The organism is Labrenzia sp. THAF35, assembly GCF_009363595.1.
GTDB lineage: Bacteria > Pseudomonadota > Alphaproteobacteria > Rhizobiales > Stappiaceae > Roseibium > Roseibium algicola.
This window is the reverse complement of the sequence record NZ_CP045380.1, coordinates 832,172-851,586: the sequence shown is the minus strand read 5'-3', so window position 1 is coordinate 851,586 and position 19,415 is coordinate 832,172. Positions and strand designations below refer to the sequence as shown.

Here is a 19,415-nt window from a genome sequence, read left to right as displayed (position 1 = left end):
AAACAGACAGCGGACGGCATCGCAATGGCGGAAGAGCGGCAATCAACGCTAGCGGACTTGTGCATCGAAGAAGGTATGCGCATGACCGAACAGCGTCGCGTCATTGCCTCCGTCATCGAAGCCGCGTCCGACGAGCACCCGGACGTCGAGGAACTCTACCGCCGCTCCGTGGCGATCGATCCCGGCATTTCCATTTCGACGGTCTATCGCACGGTGAAGCTGTTCGAGGACGCCGGCATGATCGAACGGCACGATTTTCGTGACGGCCGGTCGCGTTATGAAACCGTTCCGGACGAGCACCACGACCATCTGATCGATCTGCGCTCCGGCCAGGTCATCGAGTTCCGCAACGAGGAAATCGAGGCCTTGCAGGAATTCATCGCCAAGAAGCTGGGTTACCGTCTGGTCGATCACCGGCTGGAACTTTATGGCGTCCCACTCGATGTCCCGAAGGATAATCAGGGCGATGGCTGAGCTCAAGGCCGGGGTTATCATCTTCCTTCTGACGCTGGTCTCGCTGGTGCTGATCCCGCTTCAGTGGCTGGCGGTGAAGCTCGGGCTTAAGATGCAGCGAAAACTGCCTCAGCTCTGGCACCGGATCGCCACCCGGCTTGTGGGTATCAAGATCGAGCAGATCGGGGCCCCGGCAGTGGACCGGCCGTTGCTGATCGCCTCCAACCACGCATCCTGGGTCGATATCACCGTGGTCGGCTCGCTGATGCCTCTCTCCTTCATCGCCAAGTCCGAGGTTTCCGGCTGGCCCATTTTCGGCCTGTTCGCCAAGCTTCAGCGCACGGTGTTCGTCAATCGCACCCGGCGCACGGAAACCGCCCAGGTTGCCGATGCCATCGCCGTTCGCATGGCTGCCGGGGACGCGATGGTCCTGTTTGCCGAAGGTACCTCCAACGACGGCAATTGCGTCCTGCCGTTTCGCTCGGCTCTACTGGGCGCCGCCACCCGTGCGGTCGGCGAGGACGAAACCTCGAAAGTCTGGGTGCAGCCGCTTTCGGTCGCCTATCAGGGCTTCTACGGCCTGCCGATGGGCCGGGCCCATCGGCCGCATGTCGCCTGGTATGGCGATATGGAACTCGCCGGCCATCTGTGGGGCATCTTTTCGCGCGGTGCACTCGACGTGGTGGTGCGCTGGGGCGAGCCGGTTCTGGTTGACCGGACAACGGACCGGAAAGCCCTGACCCGCCGTCTGGAAACGGAGGTTCGGGCCATGACGATAGCCTCGCTGCTGCAAAAGCCGGTCGACACCGAAGATTTCAGCGAAATCGAGACACTCGAGTTCTTCTCAAACGCGGAAAAAACCGCTAAAGCTGGCGCCTGAATTTGCAAGGTGCCGTCCGCCGCCGGTCTCAGGCGCGGGTCCCGGGCATGAAGGACGGATCGATCCTGTGCCTGTGCCGGGTGAACTGCCCGATGAAGGTACCGACATTCACGACATCCGGCCGCCTGAAAAAGGCCAGCGTATCAAGGCCATGAGGAGCCCCACGAGGAGCGAATGACAAGCCGCCCTGAACAAGACATGGAAACGAACGTCACCGCCGTTTCCGCCGCCGATATGACAGACGCCCGCAAGGGCGGAAACACCCGCAAGGTGTTCGTGCGTACCTATGGCTGCCAGATGAACGTCTACGACAGCGAGCGCATGACCGATGTGCTGGCACCGGAAGGATTCGAGGCGACGGACGATCTGGAAGACGCGGATCTTGTCATTCTGAACACCTGCCATATTCGTGAAAAGGCAGCCGAGAAAGTCTATTCGGAGCTTGGCCGCATCCGCAAGGTCAAGGAAGAGCGGGCAAAATCCGGCAAGGACATGATGGTGGGTGTCGCCGGCTGCGTTGCGCAGGCGGAGGGCGAGGAAATTTCTCGCCGGGCTCCGATTGTTGATCTTGTGGTGGGCCCGCAGAGCTATCATCAACTGCCGTCTCTTCTGGAAAAGGCCCGCGCAGGCTCCAAGGTTGTCGAGACCGAGTTCGACATCGACGCAAAGTTCAATCACCTGTCGGAACGTGCCGAAAAGCAGGTTCTCAAACGCCCGCCATCCGCCTTCCTGACCGTGCAGGAAGGCTGCGACAAGTTCTGCACCTTCTGCGTCGTTCCCTACACGCGCGGCGCCGAAGTCTCCCGCTCTGTCGAACAGATCGTCAGCGAAGCCGAACGCATGGCCGCGGCCGGGGTACGCGAGGTCACGCTGCTGGGCCAGAACGTCAACGCGTATCACGGCACTTCGCCGGACGGTGCTGTCTGGGGTCTTGGCCGGTTGCTGCGTCGTCTGGCGGAAATCGACGGTCTGGACCGGCTGCGCTACACCACCAGCCATCCGCGCGACATGGATGATGACCTGATCGAGGCGCATCGGGACCTGAAAAGCCTGATGCCGTATCTGCACCTGCCGGTGCAGTCCGGGTCCGACAAGATCCTGAAGGCGATGAACCGCCGGCACACGCGCGATGAGTATTTCCGCCTGATCGACCGCATTCGCGAGGTCTCTCCCGACATTGCGCTCTCAGGCGATTTCATCGTCGGTTTCCCGGGCGAGAGCGACCAGGATTTCGAAGACACGATGGATCTGATTCGACAGGTCGGCTACGGCTCGGCCTTTTCGTTCAAATACAGTTCCAGGCCCGGTACGCCCGGCGCGACCATGGACGAACAGGTGCCGGAGGACGTCAAGTCCGCACGGCTGGCCGCGCTTCAGGCGCTGGTTGCCGAGCAGCAGAAGGCGTTCAACGCCTCGCGTCTGGGCATGACCTGCGATGTGCTTCTGGAGAAGACCGGCCGCAATCCCGGACAGCTGGTCGGCAAGTCGCCGTGGTTGCAGCCGGTGCAACTGGATGCACCTGAAGACCTCATCGGGTCGATACAAGCGGTGGAAATCGTCGACATCGGGTCCAATTCCCTGTTCGGGCGGCTGATTGCGGGGCAAGATGATCTTGGAAGGTCCGGACGCATCCCGGCTCCGGCGGCCTAAAGGAGACGTCATTTGACGCGCGACAGCCACTCTTCATCCCGCAAGTCTTCGGTACAATCCTCTGCGGCCGGTTCGGCCTCCGACATGACCCATATTGTTCTTGCCTTTGAAGATAACCGGCTGATCGGAGATCTGTTTGGGCAATTCGACCAGAACCTTGCGCTGATCGAGCAGCGTCTCGGCATCGACGCGATTGCCCGGGGCAACCAGGTGACACTGAAAGGCAACCAGGTTGGCTGCGCCCAGGCGCGCACGGCTCTGGAAGCCATGTATCAGCGCCTGCTGCAGGGGCAGGAAATCCACCCGGGTGATGTCGACGGCGCGCTGCGCATGGCAGCGGCTGCGGAAGCGCAGCTGCCGTTGCCGACGCTGGAGCCGAAGTCCCGGCTGGCCTTCGCCCAAATCGCGACCCGCCGGAAAACGATCGTCGCCCGCACACCGACCCAGGATGCATATATCCGGTCGATGGATCGGGCCGACCTGATTTTCGGAACCGGCCCGGCCGGTACCGGCAAGACCTTTCTGGCGGTTGCCTATGCAGCAGCTCTTCTGGAGCGCGGCGATGTGGCCCGTCTGATCCTGTCCCGTCCTGCCGTGGAAGCCGGTGAGCGCCTCGGCTTCCTGCCGGGTGAAATGAAGGACAAGGTCGATCCGTACCTGCGGCCGATCTACGATGCGCTTTACGAGATGATGCCGGCCGAGAAGGTCGATCGTGGCTTGCAGTCCGGCATGATCGAAGTGGCGCCGCTCGCCTTCATGCGCGGCCGCACGCTCTCCAACGCGGTGGTGCTGCTCGACGAGGCACAGAACACGACCTCCATGCAGATGAAGATGTTCCTGACGCGTCTTGGGGAAGGTTCGAAGATGATCGTCACCGGCGATCCGAGCCAGATCGACCTGCCGTCAGGGCAGATGTCCGGTCTGCGCGAAGCGCTGGGGCTTTTGACGGACATTCCGGAAGTTGCCCATATCCGCTTCAACGAGAAGGACGTTGTCCGTCACGAGCTGGTCGGACGGATCGTGACCGCTTACGACAACGCCTCTCGCGAAGAATCGGAAGCGCGCGAGCGCCGCTTTGCCGAGCGACAACGTGGTGCGGACCGCGACGGTGCCTCTGCGCGCCCTCGTGAAGCCGCAAATTCCTGAAAAGCCCTTGCCGACGATGCCAGACCGATTGCCTGATAGTTTTCAGATAGACCTGTCGATAGAAGCGGGTGATTGGCCGGCGGAAAGCCAGTTGGAAGCGATAACTGCAAAGGCCATCACCGCTGCGTTTGCGGGGGCGGATCTGGAAGTGCTGGAGGGAACGGAAGTCTCGCTGCTGTTTACCGACGACGCGTCGATCCGGCAGCTGAACGCGAAATGGCGCGACAAGGACAAGGCAACGAACGTCCTGTCCTTTCCCGGCAGCGATCCGCAAGGCGACGTTTATGGCCCCCTTCTGGGGGACATCGTTTTCGCCTATGAAACCGTCGCAGCGGAAGCTGCAGACCTTGGAATTGAATTTTCCGATCACCTTACCCATCTGACTGTTCACGGTTTGCTTCACCTTTTCGATTATGATCATCAGGAAAGTGAAGAGGCGGAACTGATGGAAAGCCTTGAGAAGTCCATTCTGGCGTCTCTTGGCATCGATGACCCTTACGCGGACAGGCCACTTGTGGCCGACGGCGGTTAAGTGGCATCATGGGATGTGATGTTCTTGATTGATGGATGATGAACTCAATTGAACCGCAAAGTCCGGCAACCGGGCAGAAGCCTGCCAGCACCGGACAGGACCAGGACGGGGAAGACCCGCAACAGCTGAAGCCGCAGAAACCTGCGGCCTTTCTCGATCTTCTCAAACGCTTCCTGCGCTTGGGCCGCCAGTCTTCGAGCTTGCGCGAGAACCTGGAGGACGAGCTTGCTCGCGAGGGCGGTGATGCTGCCTTCTCGCCGGAGGAGCGAATGCTCCTCGGAAACATTCTGAGACTGCGTGAATTGCGCGTCGACGACGTCATGATCCCGCGTGCGGATATCGACGCGGTCGATCTGGAAACCAGCCTGAGCCGCGTCATGGAACTGTTCCAGACGAGCGGGCATTCGCGCATGCCGGTTTACGAAGAGACGCTCGACGATCCGCGCGGCATGGTCCACATCAAGGATTTGATGGCCTATATCGCGGAACGTGGCGCTTCGAACCGTCCTGCAACTTCTGTGGACAATGAAAACGATACAACCGGCTTTCAACCGTCCAATTCGAATGCGCCTGCGCGGAACGGTCACAACATGCCCGACCTGGATCTGTCCTGTGTCGACCTGTCGGTCTCGCTGAAGGACACGGATCTGCTGCGCAATCTCTTGTTCGTGCCGCCGTCCATGCCGGCGACGGACCTGATGGCGAAAATGCAGGCCGATCGTATCCAGATGGCGCTGGTGATCGACGAATACGGCGGAACCGACGGACTTGTGTCGCTGGAAGATCTTGTCGAGGAAGTTGTCGGTGATATCGAAGACGAACACGACGAGGACGAGGAAGCCATGCTGGCTGCCGCCGGCGAGGGCGTGTGGATCGCAGATCCGCGTCTGCCGCTGGAGGAACTCGACGAAGCGCTCGGCACGCAGCTGAACGACGGCGAGATTTCCGAGGACGTCGATACGCTCGGTGGTCTGCTCTATGTCTCCGTTGGCCGCGTACCGGTCCGCGGCGAGCTGCTGCTGGTGCCGGATGAAGTGCCCGGGTTCGAATTCGAGATAATGGATGCGGATCCGCGCCGCATCAAGCGCCTGAAGATCCGCCGCCGCCGCGCCGACGCGCGCCCGCCGGACCTTCGCCGCCGTCCAAAGCGGACCGATTCCGTTTCCGGCGAGAGCAGCCAGGACAGCGAAAGCACCAAGACCAAGGTTGCTGCGTCCAGCGGAAACGGATGAGCGGCCGGACGCCGAAACCAGCCAAAAGGATGCTTGCCAACGGTGCCGATGGCCCGTCGTCTCGAAGCGACTTCTTCGCGCGCCGTTGGTATTAACCCTTGACCCCACTGCGGCGAGCCGACAAATCTCCTGACCGCAAGTATGGGGAAGCTCTTTGATGCAATGGTTGTCACACCGCCTGTCGGCCCTGCCAAATACCTTTCTTCTGGCATGGGGCTGGCAGCGCCGTCTCTTGTGCGTCGCCTGCGGTGCGCTGACGGCCTTTGCGCTTCCCCCTTATGACTTCACTTTCGTGCTTCTGGTCACGTTTCCCTGTCTGGTCTGGATGCTGGACGGAGCGGTCGATCCCGCACCCGGCAAGCGGGTTCAGCGGTTTCGCACGGGCTTCGTGCTCGGCTGGTTGTTCGGCTTCGGCTATTTTCTCTCGGGCCTTTGGTGGATCGGTGCGGCGTTTCTGGTGGAAGCGGAGCGCTTTGCCTGGCTGATGCCCTTTGCCGTGCTGGCAATGCCTGTCGGACTGGCGCTGTTCACGGGTCTTGGGGTAGGACTGGCCGCGATATTCTGGAGTGACCAGTTTCGCCGCATCCTGGTGCTTGCTGCCGGCCTGACCCTGACGGACTGGTTGCGCGGCCATGTCCTGACCGGGTTTCCCTGGAATGCCTTCGGTTATGGCGTGTCCGGATCGCTGAGCGTGTCGCAGGCGGCAAGTCTCGTCGGGCTCTATGGTCTCACCTTCTTCGTGGTTGCGGTCTTTTCGACGCCGGCCGTTCTGGCCGACGCTCGCCCGTTTCGCCAGCGTGCGACGGCCGTTGTCGTTGCGGCGGTTGCCTTGGCCGCGGTTGCAGGTTATGGCGCCGTCAGGCTCTGGCAGACGGCATTGCCCGTTGCCGATCTCGACATCCGAATCGTACAGCCATCGATCGATCAGAAAGACAAATGGCGGCCGGAGCTGCGCGACGAGATCTTTCAGACCTTCCTCGACATGACCGAAGCGCCGCTTGGCGGTGCCGCGCGCGTCGGACAGCCGCGCATGGTGGTCTGGCCGGAATCGGCCGTTCCCTTCCTGCTGACACAGGAGCCGGGAGCCTTGTTCCGGATCGGTCAGTCGCTCGGTGACAAGACCGAACTGGTGACCGGTGCCATCCGGGCCGAGCCCGGCATGAGAGGGGCTGATTACTTCAACAGCGTCTTCGTTATCGGCACCGAGGGCACCGTTCAGGGCATCTACGACAAGGTTCGGCTCGTGCCTTTCGGTGAATACGTTCCGTTTAAACCTCTGCTTGAATCACTGGGAATTTCTAACCTTGCGGGCCCCATGGATGGGTTCGAGGCCGGGTATCAACCGCGTGTACTGACCACCTCCGAAAGTTTTAGTTTTCTACCCATGATTTGCTATGAGGCAATTTTTCCGGGATCTCTGGACGGTGTTTCCAGAAGGCCGGACTTTCTGCTGAACGTTACCAACGACGCCTGGTTTGGCCGGACGCCCGGCCCTTATCAGCATCTCGCACAGGCTCGTTTACGTGCCATCGAAACTGGCCTGCCGCTGATTAGAGCTGCAAATACAGGCATTTCAGCGGTGATTGATGCCAAAGGTCAGGTGGTCGCGAAACTCGCGATATTCGAAAAAGGTCTGATCGATTCCAAGCTTCCGCAGAGACTAGACAATACTCTCTACGGCATTTTTGGCGATCTGCCCGTGCTCGTTATCTCGTTTCTTATCGTAGTATTTGCCGGGTTTTACCAATACAACCGCGATTCGCGTGTAAATTGATATTTTTTGTTTGAGTTGAGTGAAGAAACTGTGATACAACCGTGAAATAGCCGATTGAAGGCTGCTTCATGTACAAGTGAAAGGTTGCGGGCAAACTTCGGTCTCTTGAGCCTGTGGGGGGATGTCAGGAGAGCTTGTGCAAACGAAAACGAGCGGGCTTTTTCCGCGAGAAAAAGAAAGAGCGACACAGATGCCCAGTAAAAAGTCTCCGAATCCGATCGATATTCATGTTGGCAGCCGCGTCCGGCTTCGCCGCATGATGCTAGGCATGAGTCAGGAAAAGCTTGGCGAAAGTCTGGGCATCACCTTCCAGCAGATCCAGAAATACGAAAAAGGCACCAACCGTATCGGTGCCAGCCGGTTGCAACACATCGCAACCGTTTTGAAAGTCCCGGTTTCCTTTTTCTTCGAAGATGCGCCCGGTACGCCTGAAGAGGCGGAAGGCTTCGGCGAAACGCAGCCGACCTCTTATGTCGTCGACTTCCTGTCTTCTTCCGAAGGCCTGTCCCTGAACAAGGCATTCGTGCGGATTGAAGACCCGAAAGTACGCCGCCGGATCGTCGATCTGGTCCGGTCCCTGGCTGGCGACGACTGACAAAATTCACGCGCGCGCTTGACGCGGCGAAGAACTTCTAAGATTGATGCAGACGGAGCGGCGATGACAATCGCCGCTCCTGTCATATTCATTCCCAGAAGGACGATCGCCAATGGCACGTCAGAATTACCTGTTTACCTCCGAGTCCGTCTCCGAAGGGCATCCGGATAAAGTATGCGACCGTATTTCCGATGCGGTTGTAGATGCCTACCTCAAGGAAATGCCGGAAGCGCGCGTTGCCTGTGAAACACTGGCAACTACCAACCGCATCGTGATCGCCGGCGAAACCCGCGGTCCGTCAACCATCACCAACGATTACATCGCTCATCTTGCCCGCATGGCCGTCAAGGATATCGGCTACGAGCAAGACGGTTTCCATTGGGAAAACTGCGATATCGCCGTTCACCTTCACGCGCAGTCCGCGCACATCGCCCAGGGCGTTGATGCTGCCGACAACAAGGACGAAGGTGCTGGCGATCAGGGCATCATGTTCGGTTACGCCTGCCGTGAAACCGAAGAATTGATGCCGGCTCCGATCCTGTTTTCGCACAAGATCCTGCGTCTTCTGGCCGACGTCCGCAAATCCGGTCAGGAGCCTGCGCTCGGCCCGGACGCGAAGAGCCAGGTAACCGTCCGCTACGTCGACGGCAAGCCGGTCGAGGCAACCTCGATCGTTCTGTCGACCCAGCATCTGGATCCGGCCCTGACCTCCTCCGACGTGCGCGCCATTGTCGAGCCTTACATCCGCACTGCACTGCCGGAAGGCTTCATCACCGGCGACACCGTCTGGCACGTCAACCCGACCGGTGCCTTCGTCATCGGCGGCCCTGACGGCGATGCCGGCCTGACCGGCCGCAAGATCATTGTCGACACCTACGGTGGTGCGGCTCCGCATGGCGGCGGCGCATTCTCCGGCAAGGACCCGACCAAGGTGGACCGTTCGGCAGCCTATGCGGCGCGCTATCTTGCCAAGAACGTTGTTGCAGCCGATCTGTCCGACCGCTGCACCATTCAGCTTTCCTACGCCATCGGCGTTCCGGAGCCGCTGTCGGTCTACGTCGACCTGCATGGCACCGGCCGTTGCGATGAAGCCAAGCTGGAAAAAGCGTTGCGCGATGTCATGGGCCTCAGCCCGCGCGGCATCCGCCAGCACCTGAAGCTGAACAACCCGATCTATGAGCGCACCGCCGCTTACGGCCACTTCGGCCGCGAACCTGAGGCCGATGGCGGCTTCAGCTGGGAAAAGACGGATCTGGTTGACGCGCTGCGCCCGCTTGCGGGATAAGCTGCGCCTACGCTGAACATGGAAGAAGTGAAGCAGATCGCCGGTTCAGTGCCGGCGATCTGTCGTTTTGAAGTTGAATTATGACTGACCGCTACGAAGGTTCCTTTTACGGCCGCCGCAAGGGCAAGCCGTTGAGCCCGCGCCGTGAGGCGCTGATGGAAAACGAACTGCCGCGCCTGGCGCTGGACCTGGCAACACCCGCTCCGGAGGATCTGAAGACCCTCTTTGATGCGGATGTCGATGAGGTGTGTCTGGAGGTCGGCTTTGGTGGCGGTGAGCATCTGCTTCACCGGGCCAGAACCAATCCGCGTGTCGGCTTCATCGGCGTCGAACCTTTCGTCGGCAGCATGGCCAAGGCCGTGAATGCCGTCGTGGGGGAGGGGTTCCGCAATATCCGCCTTTACGATGATGATGCCGTCAATGTTCTGGACTGGTTGCCCGAGGCAAGTCTCGACCTGGCCTATCAGCTCTATCCGGATCCCTGGCCGAAAAAGCGCCACTGGAAGCGCCGGTTCATCAACGAACAGAATCTCGATCGCTATGCCCGTGCCATCAAGCCCGGCCACGAATTCCGTTTTGCCAGCGACATCGATACCTACGTCGACTGGACACTGCGCCATTGCCGCGACCATGCGGCGTTCGAATGGGCGGCGGAAACAGCGTCCGACTGGAAAACACCCTGGGAAGGCTGGCCGAGTACACGCTACGAGGCGAAGGCCATCCGCGAGGGGCGTATCGGACGCTACCTGACTTTCCGCAGGGTGTAGCGGCGCATCGCGGAGAACGGCGCGTTTGCTGCCGTTTATCGGGGGATTCCGGACTGGCGCCAACTTCTTTGAGGAATTTGGCCCGGCCTCTTGCCTTTTTGCCCCCTTTGGCGTTATACAGCCCGTGTTTCACCTCAAACGGCTTATCTGAGCACTTTGAGAGTGGGCCCGCCGGGGACCCGCTCTTTTTTGCTTACATAACCGGAAACCAACGAGTTCGAGCAGGACTGCCCTATGTAAATCGACAATCAGGTGCATCTGATGCTCAAGAGCCGGTAACGGCCGCCAACAGGAGCCAAGTGTGAGCGCACACGAACCGAGAATTGTGACGGAACAGGGTCTTGATGCCCGTGTTGCCGCAATTGTGGAGCCGGTCATCGAGGACCTCGGCTACCGACTGGTGCGTACGAAGATCAGTGCTCAGAACGGCTGCACCCTGCAGATCATGGCGGAGCGCCCGGACGGCACTATGACGGTCGAGGACTGCGAAACCATCAGCCGGGCCGTGTCGCCTGCGCTCGACGTCGAAGACCCGATTAACCGGGCATATCATCTAGAAGTTTCATCTCCAGGTATCGATCGTCCGCTCGTGCGGGCCGGCGATTTCAATCGCTGGGCCGGCCATGAGCTGAAGGTCGAGATGGCCGTCATGCTGGATGGCCGCAAGCGGTTCCGGGGCAAGCTCCTCGGCGCGGAAGACGGCAAGGCCAAACTTCGGCGGCCCGATGTGCGGGAAGGCGAAGAGGACACCGTGGCGCTGCCGCTGGAGAACATCGGCGAAGCCAAGCTGGTTCTGACCGATGACTTGATTACCGCAGCTCTTCAGGCGGAAAAGGCGGCGCTTGCCGCCCGTGGCCAGGATGACGAGCTGTCGCAGGACAACATGCCCAACTGAGCCAGAGGCTCTAAGGGAAAGAAGAAGAACGCGCCCGAACCGATCCTTGGCGCAAGAGGAGTGGAATATGGCAATCAGCGCGAACCGGCTGGAACTGCTGCAAATCGCTGACGCGGTCGCACGGGAAAAATCCATCGACCGGATGATCGTCATCAATGCAATGGAAGACGCGATCCAGAAGGCAGCCCGCTCCCGCTATGGTACGGAAACGGAAGTCCGCGCCGAAATCAATCCGAAGACCGGCGAGATCCGTTTGCAGCGCCTGCTTCAGGTCGTAGACACTGTAGAGAACGTTTCCACCGACATCTCTCTTGATGACGCGCAGGCCCGCAATCCGGAAGCCAGCATCGGCGACTTCATTGCCGAGCCGCTGCCGCCGCTCGATTTCGGCCGTATCGCCGCCCAGTCCGCCAAGCAGGTTATCGTGCAGAAAGTGCGCGAAGCCGAGCGTGACCGTCAGTACGAAGAATTCAAGGACCGTGTCGGCGAAGTCGTCAACGGTGTCGTCAAGCGCGCCGAATACGGCAACGTCATCGTCGATCTTGGCCGCGGCGAAGGCATCGTCCGCCGCGACGAGCTGATCCCGCGTGAAATCTTCCGCACGGGCGACCGCATCCGCGCCATCATTTACGACGTTCGTCGCGAACAGCGCGGCCCGCAGATCTTCCTGTCGCGCACGCATCCGCAGTTCATGGCGAAGCTGTTTGCCCAGGAAGTTCCGGAAATCTACGACGGCGTCATCGAGATCAAGTCCGTTGCCCGTGACCCGGGTTCGCGCGCGAAAATCGCCGTGATCTCCAAGGACAGCTCCATCGACCCGGTCGGCGCCTGCGTGGGTATGCGCGGCAGCCGCGTCCAGGCCGTTGTTGGCGAGCTCCAGGGCGAAAAGATCGACATCATCCCGTGGAACGAAGAAGCGGCAACCTTCATCGTCAACGCCCTGCAGCCGGCCGAAGTTGCCAAGGTTGTTCTGGACGAAGACGCCGAACGTATTGAAGTTGTCGTTCCCGATGACCAACTATCACTGGCGATCGGCCGCCGCGGCCAGAACGTGCGTCTGGCCTCACAGCTGACCGGCTGGGCCATCGACATCATGACCGAGCAGGAAGAAAGCGACCGCCGCCAGAAGGAATTCCTGGAGCGCTCGCAGCTGTTCATGGAAGCCCTCAACGTGGACGAGATGGTCGGACAGTTGCTGGCGACCGAAGGCTTTACCTCGGTTGAGGAAGTTGCCTATGTGGAGCTCGACGAGATCTCCATGATCGAAGGCTTCGACGACGACACCGCCGTCGAAATCCAGGCACGTGCCCGGGATTACCTGGCCGAACTGGAAGCAAAACTCGACGAAGAGCGTATTTCGCTCGGTGTTGCCGACGACTTGAGGTCGATTGATGGCCTGACAACGGCTATGCTGGTTGCCTTGGGCAAGGACGACATCAAGACGATGGAAGACCTCGCCGGTTGCGCTGCTGACGATCTCGTCGGCTGGACCGAACGCAAGGACGGCGAAACCAAGCGCTTCGAAGGTGCTCTTTCGGAATTCGACATGTCCCGCGCTGAAGCGGAAAACGTCGTGATGGCTGCCCGTCTGGCCGCCGGCTGGATCACCGAGGAAGAACTCGCAGCTCAAGCTGAGGCAGAAGAAGCCGAAGAAGAAGACGAGGCCGAAATGGCCGAGACCGTTGGAGAAGAGCCGCAGGGCGGCGCGATCCTGAACGGGTAACGAGAGAGGCAAAAGCCTCCTGTATGAAGCTTCCGGTCTGGCCCCGGCCGATCGGCAGCTTCGAATTCGCAAGTTCGATCAACTTTTCTGCGCCGAAGGTGTTCGCACCGGAAAGCAGGTTGATCTAAAGGAGTGGCAGCGTGCCCAGGAAGAGTGAGCCGACCGAACGGCAATGTGCCGTGACCCGGGAGGTTCAGCCCGTCAGTGCGCTGATCCGGTTCGTCCTCGACCCGCAAGGCGAGGTGGTTCCGGATCTGAAGCGGGTTCTTCCAGGGCGTGGTGTTTGGATAACCGCCACGAAAGAAGTCGTGGCTGTTGCCGAAAAGGACCGGAAAAAGGTCTTCGGCAGGGGTTTTAAAGGGGAAGCCTCTGTCGAGCCGGGACTGGCGGATCGGGTTGATGCGCTCATGGAACGATCGGCGCTGCAAGCGCTCTCCATGACGCGCAAGGCCGGCGAGCTGGTGACGGGATATGCGAAAGTTGAAGCAGCTCTGCGGCAGGAAGATGTCGCCGGGCTGGTCCATGCCTCGGACGCTGCAGAAGACGGGGTAAGGAAGCTGGCGGCACTGGCTGCCGGCACTCAGGAACACGCAAACGGATGCCAAATCGTCCGTTTGTTCGATTCGGACCAATTGGATTTGGCATTGGGCCGGTCAAATGTGATACATGCTGCACTGCTTGCGGGGCAGGCGAGCGAAAACTTCCTGTCGCGGGTGCGTGACCTGGAGCGTTTTCGCAACTCCTCCGGGGCAAGCAGCGATAATGGCAACGCTTGAAAAGGCGGTTGCGCAGGACTGAAGGCAATATGAGCGATACGAAAAATCCAGGCGACAAGACAATCAGCGTTGAGCGTGGCAAAACGCTTGGCCTAAAGCGCGGCGGTGGCGATCAGGGAACTGTTCGGCAGTCCTTCTCGCATGGCCGGACCAAAGCCGTCGTCGTGGAAAAGAAGAAGCGTCGTGTTGTACTCCCGGGGCAGGAAGCGAAAGCAGAAGCTCCTGCGCCGACAACACAGCGCCTCGAGCGGCCGGCTGAAGCGCCGCGTACGCCGCCACAGCCAGATCCACAGGCGACCAAGCAGGCCCGCCGGTCTGCCTCCGGCCAACGCCAGAAGGGCAACGGCAACGTTCTGCGCACCCTGACCAAGGAAGAAGCGGCAGCCCGTGCGGCAGCCCTTCAGATGGCGAAGGTGCGCGACGAGGAAGACCGCAAGCGCCGCGAAGAAGAAGACAAGCGCCGGGCTGTTGAAGCCGCGCAGCGTCAGGCCGAAGAAGAGGCCCGCGCCAAGGTGGAAGCGGAAGAGCGCGCAAAGCGTGAAGCCGAAGAAGCTCTCCAGGCTGCGGAACAGGCCAAGGCCGAACCGAAGAGCGAACCTGTCGCCGAAGCGGCAACGGAAGCTGCTGCGCCTGTGCGCAAGGAAGCAACCGGTCGCACCGTGGTTCGCAAGCCGGCTCACGCCGACGGCGGCAAGCCGCCCAGCCTTGACGACATGGGCAAGCGCAAGGCGCCGGAAGCTCCGGCCGCACGTGCGAAACCCGAGCGCGGAGAATCCGAAGAAGACGATCGCAACAACAAGAGCGTTCGTGCGGTCAAGCGCCCGAAGCAGGCTCCGGCTCCCGCCGCGCGTCCGCGCACCGGCGACGACCGCCGCCGCTCCAAGCTGACCATCTCCGCCGCCACCGGTGGCGACGACGGCCAGCGTGCGCGGTCTCTGGCCTCCATGCGCCGTCGCCAGGAAAAGGCGAAGCGCGGGCAGCAGCAGGTCGTGCGTGAGAAGATCATGCGTGAAGTCGTTCTGCCGGAAGCCATCACGATCCAGGAACTCGCCAACCGTATGGCAGAGCGCGCCGTGGACGTGATCAAGCTTCTCATGAAGCAGGGCCAGATGCTCAAGATCAACGATGTTATCGACGCCGATACCGCCGAACTGATCGCCGAGGAAATGGGCCACACGGTCAAGCGCGTGTCTGAAGCAGACGTCGAAGAAGGTCTGTTCACCACGGAAGACGAACCGTCCACCCTGCTGCCGCGTCCTCCGGTCGTGACCATCATGGGTCACGTCGATCACGGCAAGACCTCGCTGCTCGATGCGATCCGCAAGTCGAAGGTTGTCACCGGCGAAGCCGGCGGCATTACCCAGCACATCGGCGCCTATCAGGTCGATCAGGACGGCAACAAGATCACCTTCATCGATACCCCGGGCCACGCTGCGTTCTCGCAGATGCGTGCTCGCGGTGCAAAGTCGACCGATATCGTGATCCTTGTTGTTGCTGCCGATGATGGCGTCATGCCGCAGACCAAGGAAGCCGTTGCGCACGCCAAGGCTGCCGACGTGCCGATCATCGTGGCCATCAACAAGATGGACAAGCCGGAAGCCGATCCGAACCGCGTCCGTACCGAACTTCTCAGCGAGAGCCTCGTTGTGGAATCCATGGGCGGTGACGTGATCGATGTGGAAGTCTCGGCCAAGAGTGGCCAGGGCCTCGACAAGCTTCTGGAAATGATTCTGCTGCAGTCCGAAGTTCTGGAACTCCAGGCAAATCCGGACCGCAAGGCGGAAGGTATCGTCATCGAAGCGCAGCTCGACAAGGGCCGCGGTCCGGTTGCCACCGTTCTGGTGCAGAAGGGCACTCTCAAGCCGGGCGACATTCTTGTTGCCGGTGCCGAGTGGGGCCGCGTCCGCGCCATGCTCGACGAGAATGGCAACCAGGTGAAGGAAGCCGGTCCGGCCAAACCGGTCGAGGTTCTGGGCTTCCAGGGCACTCCGGAAGCCGGTGACATGGTTGCGGTCGTCGACAACGAAGCCCGCGCCCGTGAAATTACCGACTACCGTCAGCGCCAGATCCGCGAGAAGGCCTCCGTGGTCGCCTCCGGTACGCGTGGTTCGCTCGAGCAGATGATGAACCGTCTGCAGGAAACCGGCAAAAAAGAGTTCCCGCTGGTGCTCAAGGCCGACGTGCAGGGCTCCGCGGAAGCGATTGCCCATGCGCTCAACGAACTCGGCAACGAGGAAGTCGGCGCACGCATCCTGCTGTCCGGTGTCGGTGGCATCACCGAAAGCGACGTCACGCTGGCGCTCGCTTCCAAGGCTCCGATCATCGGCTTCAACGTGCGTGCCAACAAGCAGGCCCGTGAAGCGGCAAGCCGCGAAGGCATCGAGATCCGTTACTACAACGTGATCTACGACCTGGTCGACGACATCAAGGCGGCCCTGTCGGGCATGCTGTCGCCGGAGCGCCGCGAGACCTTCCTCGGCAATGCGGAGATCAAGGAAATCTTCCACATCTCCAAGGTCGGCAAGGTTGCAGGCTGTCTGGTCACCGAAGGTGTCGTGGAACGTGGCGCCAACGTTCGCCTCATTCGCGACGACGTGGTCATCCACGAAGGCGAACTGGGCACGCTCAAGCGCTTCAAGGACGAGGTCAAGTCTGTCGAATCCGGTCAGGAATGCGGCATGAACTTCGTCAAGTACCAGGACATGCGTCCGGGCGACGTCATCGAGTGCTTCCGCGTCGAGCAGATCGCACGGACACTCTGATCGAAGTCAGAAATCTACTTGAAACTGATGTCAGCGGCTTATTCAATTAAGCCGCTGACGTCGTATCTGGTTGCAGGTAACGCCGTCATGCCAAGGCTTCGCCGTGGCAGCCACGCCATCCGGGCAGTCTGGCCAATGTCTGTGCTTGGGGCACGGCAAAGGCGTGGATAGCCTGAGAAGGTCCGCCAACGGCGCCCGAATACGTCGGGACGGAATGCGCTGCCAGAGATGCAGGAACAACAAAATGGCAAGACAACACGGACAGGACAGCCGCGGCCCCTCCCAGCGCCAGTTGCGCGTTGGCGAGACGGTTCGCAAGGAGCTGTCCGATATTCTGACCCGGGGACGGTTCTCCGACCCTGATCTCGACGGGGTGATCGTCACGATCCCCGAAGTGCGCATGACGCCGGACCTGCGCCTGGCCACCTGCCTGGTGATGCCGCTTGGTGGCGTCAACGCCGAAAATGTCGAAAAGGCCCTGAACCGCAGCGCCAAATATCTGCGCGGCCAGGTGTCCCGCCGGCTGACCATGAAATACATGCCGGACCTGCGCTTCGTTCTCGACACACGGTTCGACGACGACGACCGCATCGGCACGCTGCTGCATTCCCCGGAAGTCTCCCGCGATCTCGACGCGGACGAAGAGGACGGCGACCCAGCCAAGGATTGATTGCCGCGCTGAAACCACAATTCACGGTTCAATTTGAAATTGCGTGAATTCGAGTTCTTAGCCCTCGGTAATTGTAGCCTCGCCGGGAAATGGGAAAATATGTGCCGTGTCTGCAAGTCACTTGATGTGAAAGAAGATGGCGCTCTTCAGAACTATCGCAGCAATCGCACTTGGTGCAGCGACCTCTGCATGTGTCGTGTTTTCCGTTCCACGCGTCCTCGCGCCTGAGGTTTCGGGTGTGCTGTTAAACGATGGTATGCCGGTTGCAAATGCAGAGATTGAGTTGGTGGCAGCATTGGCTCCATCAGACGCATCAAAAGATAACCCGCCAGGGTCAAGGCATGCAGTCACCAGAACGGATGCAGATGGCAAATTCAAAGTGGGGCATGCGACTTGGCGAAGGCGCATAAAGTTGGAAACCAGGTGACTTACTGTGACCACAACAGACTTGAAAAACTCAAGAATGATCGCTGACGAAAGCTGATGTCTTCAGGGTCTCGCTGTTGCGCATGGATGGTGGGGCTGACCGTCAGTGTTTCTTTTGTCGCCGTAAAACAATTGCAAACGTATTGAAACGCACTCATGGCACGCCAAAAACAATTCAAAAGAAAAAAGAACGCAATCAACGGATGGCTCGTGCTGGACAAGCCATATGGCATCTCCTCCAACGAGGCGCTTGGCAAGATCAAGCGGATCTTCTCGCCGGAAAAGGTCGGCCATGCCGGAACGCTTGATCCGCGCGCGTCCGGCCTCCTGCCGGTTGCCTTCGGCGAAGCCACGAAAACCGTGCCCTTCGTCATGGATGGCCGCAAGGTCTACCGTTTCGAGGTGACCTGGGGCGTGGAAACCAATACCGACGACACCGAAGGCGAGGCGGTTGCAACGTCCGACGTGCGGCCGAGTGCGGATGAAATCTCGGCAGTCCTTGGCGAGTTTGTCGGCACGATCATGCAGGTCCCGCCGAAATTCTCCGCCATCAAGGTCGCCGGTGAACGGGCGTATGATCTGGCGCGTGACGGTGAGGAAGTCGAACTGGAAGCCCGTCCGATCGACGTGCACCGGCTGGATCTGGTTGAACGTCCGGATGAGAACCGCGCCGTCTTCGAGGCTGAATGCGGCAAGGGCACCTATGTGCGGGCCATCGCACGCGATCTCGGCCGCCGGCTCGGCAGCCGCGGTCACGTGACCGAGTTGCGCCGTTTGCTGGTCGGTCCGTTCGCCGAAGAGGACCTGATCGGGCTGGACGAAATCCAGGAAGCAGCCGAGGCGCTTGAGGAAGGCGCCGGCGTCGAGGCTCTGGTCGAGGAGTTCGTCCTGCCGGTTCGTGAGGCGATGGACAATCTGATCGAGGTACCCGTTTCGCTCGATGACGCGGCCAGGATCCGCAAGGGCATGGCCGTGCTGCTACGCGGCCGGGATGCTCCGCTCAACACGGAAGTCGCCTTTGCCAGCCACGCCAGCGTGCCGGTCGCCATCGGCTCAATTGACAAGGGCCGGTTCCAGCCGACCAGGGTGTTTCACCTGTAAATTCTGGTGTGGCGAAAAAACCTGAGAAACCTCTGGATTTTCGAAGGGTTTTCCGCCATATTCCGCCGCCATTGGGCACTGATGCCCAATTCGTCCGGACGGATCCTTTGCTGAACGACATCTCGGCTCTGGAAACATCCGGATCAGGCCGGTCTCCGGCATTTCAACGTGTCCGGTCAACGGACCCCACTCTTTGAAAGGAAAGAGCGATGTCGATTACTGCAGAGCGCAAAGCTGAGCTCATCAAGGAATACGCCATCAAAGAAGGCGACACCGGTTCCCCGGAAGTACAGGTCGCGATCCTCACCGAGCGGATCAACAACCTGACCGAACACTTCAAGGGTCATGGCAAGGATAACCACTCCCGCCGCGGTCTTCTGAAAATGGTTGCGCAGCGCCGGTCCCTTCTGGACTACACGCGCGGCAAGAGCGAAGAACGCTACAAGTCGCTGATCACGCGTCTTGGTATTCGCCGCTAAGAACTCAGAACCTGAAAGCGCGGTGGGTGAGAACCCGCCGCGTTTTTGTATTGCGTGACGGCATTTGCCGGACGCAGCTCTTGCGGGCAAAACACTGATCCACTTCGGGTCTTTGTTCCGCGAAAGAGCTTTGAGTGTTTCAAATTCGAGTGGAACGCTCTATAGAGACCTCGTGACACGTCATGGGGCAGGATTGCCGGCTTCTTTCCGTCTTGAGCCGAAAGCAGCTCGTCGTCTTGCCCGTGACCTGTCCGCCGGTAACCGGCCCA

Annotated in this window: 17 protein-coding genes; all 17 read left to right on the top strand. The window is 60.3% G+C overall.

All coding sequences use genetic code 11. The features are described 5' to 3' along the window. Positions 1–24 precede the first annotated feature (24 nt). The 17 genes from FIU93_RS03935 (at position 25) to rpsO (ending at position 19,146) form a co-directional block, all read left to right on the top strand. Positions 25–474: a Fur family transcriptional regulator gene (locus tag FIU93_RS03935; protein WP_152504873.1), complete on the top strand. Its 450-nt coding sequence runs from the start codon at positions 25–27 to the stop codon at positions 472–474. Continuing rightward, on the top strand, positions 467–1,333 hold the full coding sequence (locus FIU93_RS03930; RefSeq protein ID WP_077291048.1) for a lysophospholipid acyltransferase family protein: 867 nt from the start codon (positions 467–469) through the stop codon (positions 1,331–1,333). The genes FIU93_RS03935 and FIU93_RS03930 overlap by 8 nt, the downstream gene beginning before the upstream one ends. 234 nt (positions 1,334–1,567) lie before the next feature. Beyond that, a complete protein-coding gene (gene miaB / locus FIU93_RS03925) occupies positions 1,568–2,983 on the top strand; it encodes a tRNA (N6-isopentenyl adenosine(37)-C2)-methylthiotransferase MiaB (protein WP_286202435.1) in 1,416 nt (471 codons plus the stop codon). A gap of 84 nt (positions 2,984–3,067) precedes the next feature. Next, positions 3,068–4,129 (top strand): PhoH family protein, encoded by a 1,062-nt coding sequence (locus FIU93_RS03920; RefSeq protein ID WP_152504872.1) that lies wholly within the window; start codon positions 3,068–3,070, stop codon positions 4,127–4,129. A gap of 16 nt (positions 4,130–4,145) precedes the next feature. Further along, positions 4,146–4,661 carry an rRNA maturation RNase YbeY gene (gene ybeY, locus FIU93_RS03915; protein WP_075281731.1) on the top strand — a complete coding sequence of 172 codons (516 nt, stop codon included), beginning with the start codon at positions 4,146–4,148 and terminating at the stop codon, positions 4,659–4,661. Positions 4,662–4,696: 35 nt separating this feature from the next. Further along, positions 4,697–5,893: a hemolysin family protein gene (locus FIU93_RS03910; protein WP_022999118.1), complete on the top strand. Its 1,197-nt coding sequence runs from the start codon at positions 4,697–4,699 to the stop codon at positions 5,891–5,893. 157 nt (positions 5,894–6,050) lie between these two features. Then, positions 6,051–7,667, top strand: a complete 1,617-nt coding sequence (gene lnt, locus FIU93_RS03905; protein ID WP_209010279.1) for an apolipoprotein N-acyltransferase — start codon at positions 6,051–6,053, stop codon at positions 7,665–7,667. Positions 7,668–7,857: 190 nt separating this feature from the next. Then, positions 7,858–8,262, top strand: coding sequence for a helix-turn-helix transcriptional regulator (locus FIU93_RS03900; protein WP_023014432.1), 405 nt, complete (start codon positions 7,858–7,860; stop codon positions 8,260–8,262). A gap of 112 nt (positions 8,263–8,374) precedes the next feature. After that, complete coding sequence (gene metK / locus FIU93_RS03895; RefSeq protein ID WP_022999115.1) at positions 8,375–9,547, top strand: methionine adenosyltransferase; 1,173 nt, start codon at positions 8,375–8,377, stop codon at positions 9,545–9,547. 80 nt (positions 9,548–9,627) lie between these two features. Beyond that, positions 9,628–10,314, top strand: a complete 687-nt coding sequence (locus tag FIU93_RS03890) for a tRNA (guanine(46)-N(7))-methyltransferase TrmB (protein ID WP_022999114.1) — start codon at positions 9,628–9,630, stop codon at positions 10,312–10,314. A 301-nt stretch (positions 10,315–10,615) separates the two neighbouring features. Beyond that, positions 10,616–11,209 carry a ribosome maturation factor RimP gene (rimP, locus tag FIU93_RS03885; RefSeq protein WP_152504871.1) on the top strand — a complete coding sequence of 198 codons (594 nt, stop codon included), beginning with the start codon at positions 10,616–10,618 and terminating at the stop codon, positions 11,207–11,209. 67 nt (positions 11,210–11,276) lie between these two features. Further along, positions 11,277–12,932 (top strand): transcription termination factor NusA, encoded by a 1,656-nt coding sequence (gene nusA, locus FIU93_RS03880; RefSeq protein WP_022999112.1) that lies wholly within the window; start codon positions 11,277–11,279, stop codon positions 12,930–12,932. 140 nt (positions 12,933–13,072) lie between these two features. Further along, positions 13,073–13,708, top strand: a complete 636-nt coding sequence (locus tag FIU93_RS03875; protein WP_031268706.1) for an RNA-binding protein — start codon at positions 13,073–13,075, stop codon at positions 13,706–13,708. A gap of 29 nt (positions 13,709–13,737) precedes the next feature. After that, on the top strand, positions 13,738–16,470 hold the full coding sequence (infB, locus tag FIU93_RS03870; RefSeq protein WP_022999109.1) for a translation initiation factor IF-2: 2,733 nt from the start codon (positions 13,738–13,740) through the stop codon (positions 16,468–16,470). 244 nt (positions 16,471–16,714) lie between these two features. Next, complete coding sequence (rbfA, locus tag FIU93_RS03865) at positions 16,715–17,140, top strand: 30S ribosome-binding factor RbfA (protein WP_055657070.1); 426 nt, start codon at positions 16,715–16,717, stop codon at positions 17,138–17,140. A gap of 582 nt (positions 17,141–17,722) precedes the next feature. Beyond that, a complete protein-coding gene (gene truB / locus FIU93_RS03860) occupies positions 17,723–18,667 on the top strand; it encodes a tRNA pseudouridine(55) synthase TruB (protein ID WP_022999107.1) in 945 nt (314 codons plus the stop codon). A 209-nt stretch (positions 18,668–18,876) separates the two neighbouring features. Further along, positions 18,877–19,146 carry a 30S ribosomal protein S15 gene (gene rpsO / locus FIU93_RS03855; RefSeq protein ID WP_022999106.1) on the top strand — a complete coding sequence of 90 codons (270 nt, stop codon included), beginning with the start codon at positions 18,877–18,879 and terminating at the stop codon, positions 19,144–19,146. Positions 19,147–19,415 lie beyond the last annotated feature (269 nt).

Excerpts from the sequence above, each read along its gene's own strand:
- infB (WP_022999109.1), top strand. The coding sequence starts at position 13,738 with ATGAGCGATACGAAAAATCCAGGCGACAAGACAATCAGCGTTGAGCGT.
- FIU93_RS03930 (WP_077291048.1), top strand. The coding sequence starts at position 467 with ATGGCTGAGCTCAAGGCCGGGGTTATCATCTTCCTTCTGACGCTGGTC.
- FIU93_RS03935 (WP_152504873.1), top strand. The coding sequence starts at position 25 with ATGGCGGAAGAGCGGCAATCAACGCTAGCGGACTTGTGCATCGAAGAA.
- nusA (WP_022999112.1), top strand. The coding sequence starts at position 11,277 with ATGGCAATCAGCGCGAACCGGCTGGAACTGCTGCAAATCGCTGACGCG.
- truB (WP_022999107.1), top strand. The coding sequence starts at position 17,723 with ATGGCACGCCAAAAACAATTCAAAAGAAAAAAGAACGCAATCAACGGA.
- FIU93_RS03910 (WP_022999118.1), top strand. The coding sequence starts at position 4,697 with ATGATGAACTCAATTGAACCGCAAAGTCCGGCAACCGGGCAGAAGCCT.
- ybeY (WP_075281731.1), top strand. The coding sequence starts at position 4,146 with ATGCCAGACCGATTGCCTGATAGTTTTCAGATAGACCTGTCGATAGAA.
- rbfA (WP_055657070.1), top strand. The coding sequence starts at position 16,715 with ATGGCAAGACAACACGGACAGGACAGCCGCGGCCCCTCCCAGCGCCAG.
- FIU93_RS03920 (WP_152504872.1), top strand. The coding sequence starts at position 3,068 with ATGACCCATATTGTTCTTGCCTTTGAAGATAACCGGCTGATCGGAGAT.
- FIU93_RS03890 (WP_022999114.1), top strand. The coding sequence starts at position 9,628 with ATGACTGACCGCTACGAAGGTTCCTTTTACGGCCGCCGCAAGGGCAAG.
- metK (WP_022999115.1), top strand. The coding sequence starts at position 8,375 with ATGGCACGTCAGAATTACCTGTTTACCTCCGAGTCCGTCTCCGAAGGG.
- rpsO (WP_022999106.1), top strand. The coding sequence starts at position 18,877 with ATGTCGATTACTGCAGAGCGCAAAGCTGAGCTCATCAAGGAATACGCC.
- lnt (WP_209010279.1), top strand. The coding sequence starts at position 6,051 with ATGCAATGGTTGTCACACCGCCTGTCGGCCCTGCCAAATACCTTTCTT.
- FIU93_RS03900 (WP_023014432.1), top strand. The coding sequence starts at position 7,858 with ATGCCCAGTAAAAAGTCTCCGAATCCGATCGATATTCATGTTGGCAGC.
- miaB (WP_286202435.1), top strand. The coding sequence starts at position 1,568 with ATGACAGACGCCCGCAAGGGCGGAAACACCCGCAAGGTGTTCGTGCGT.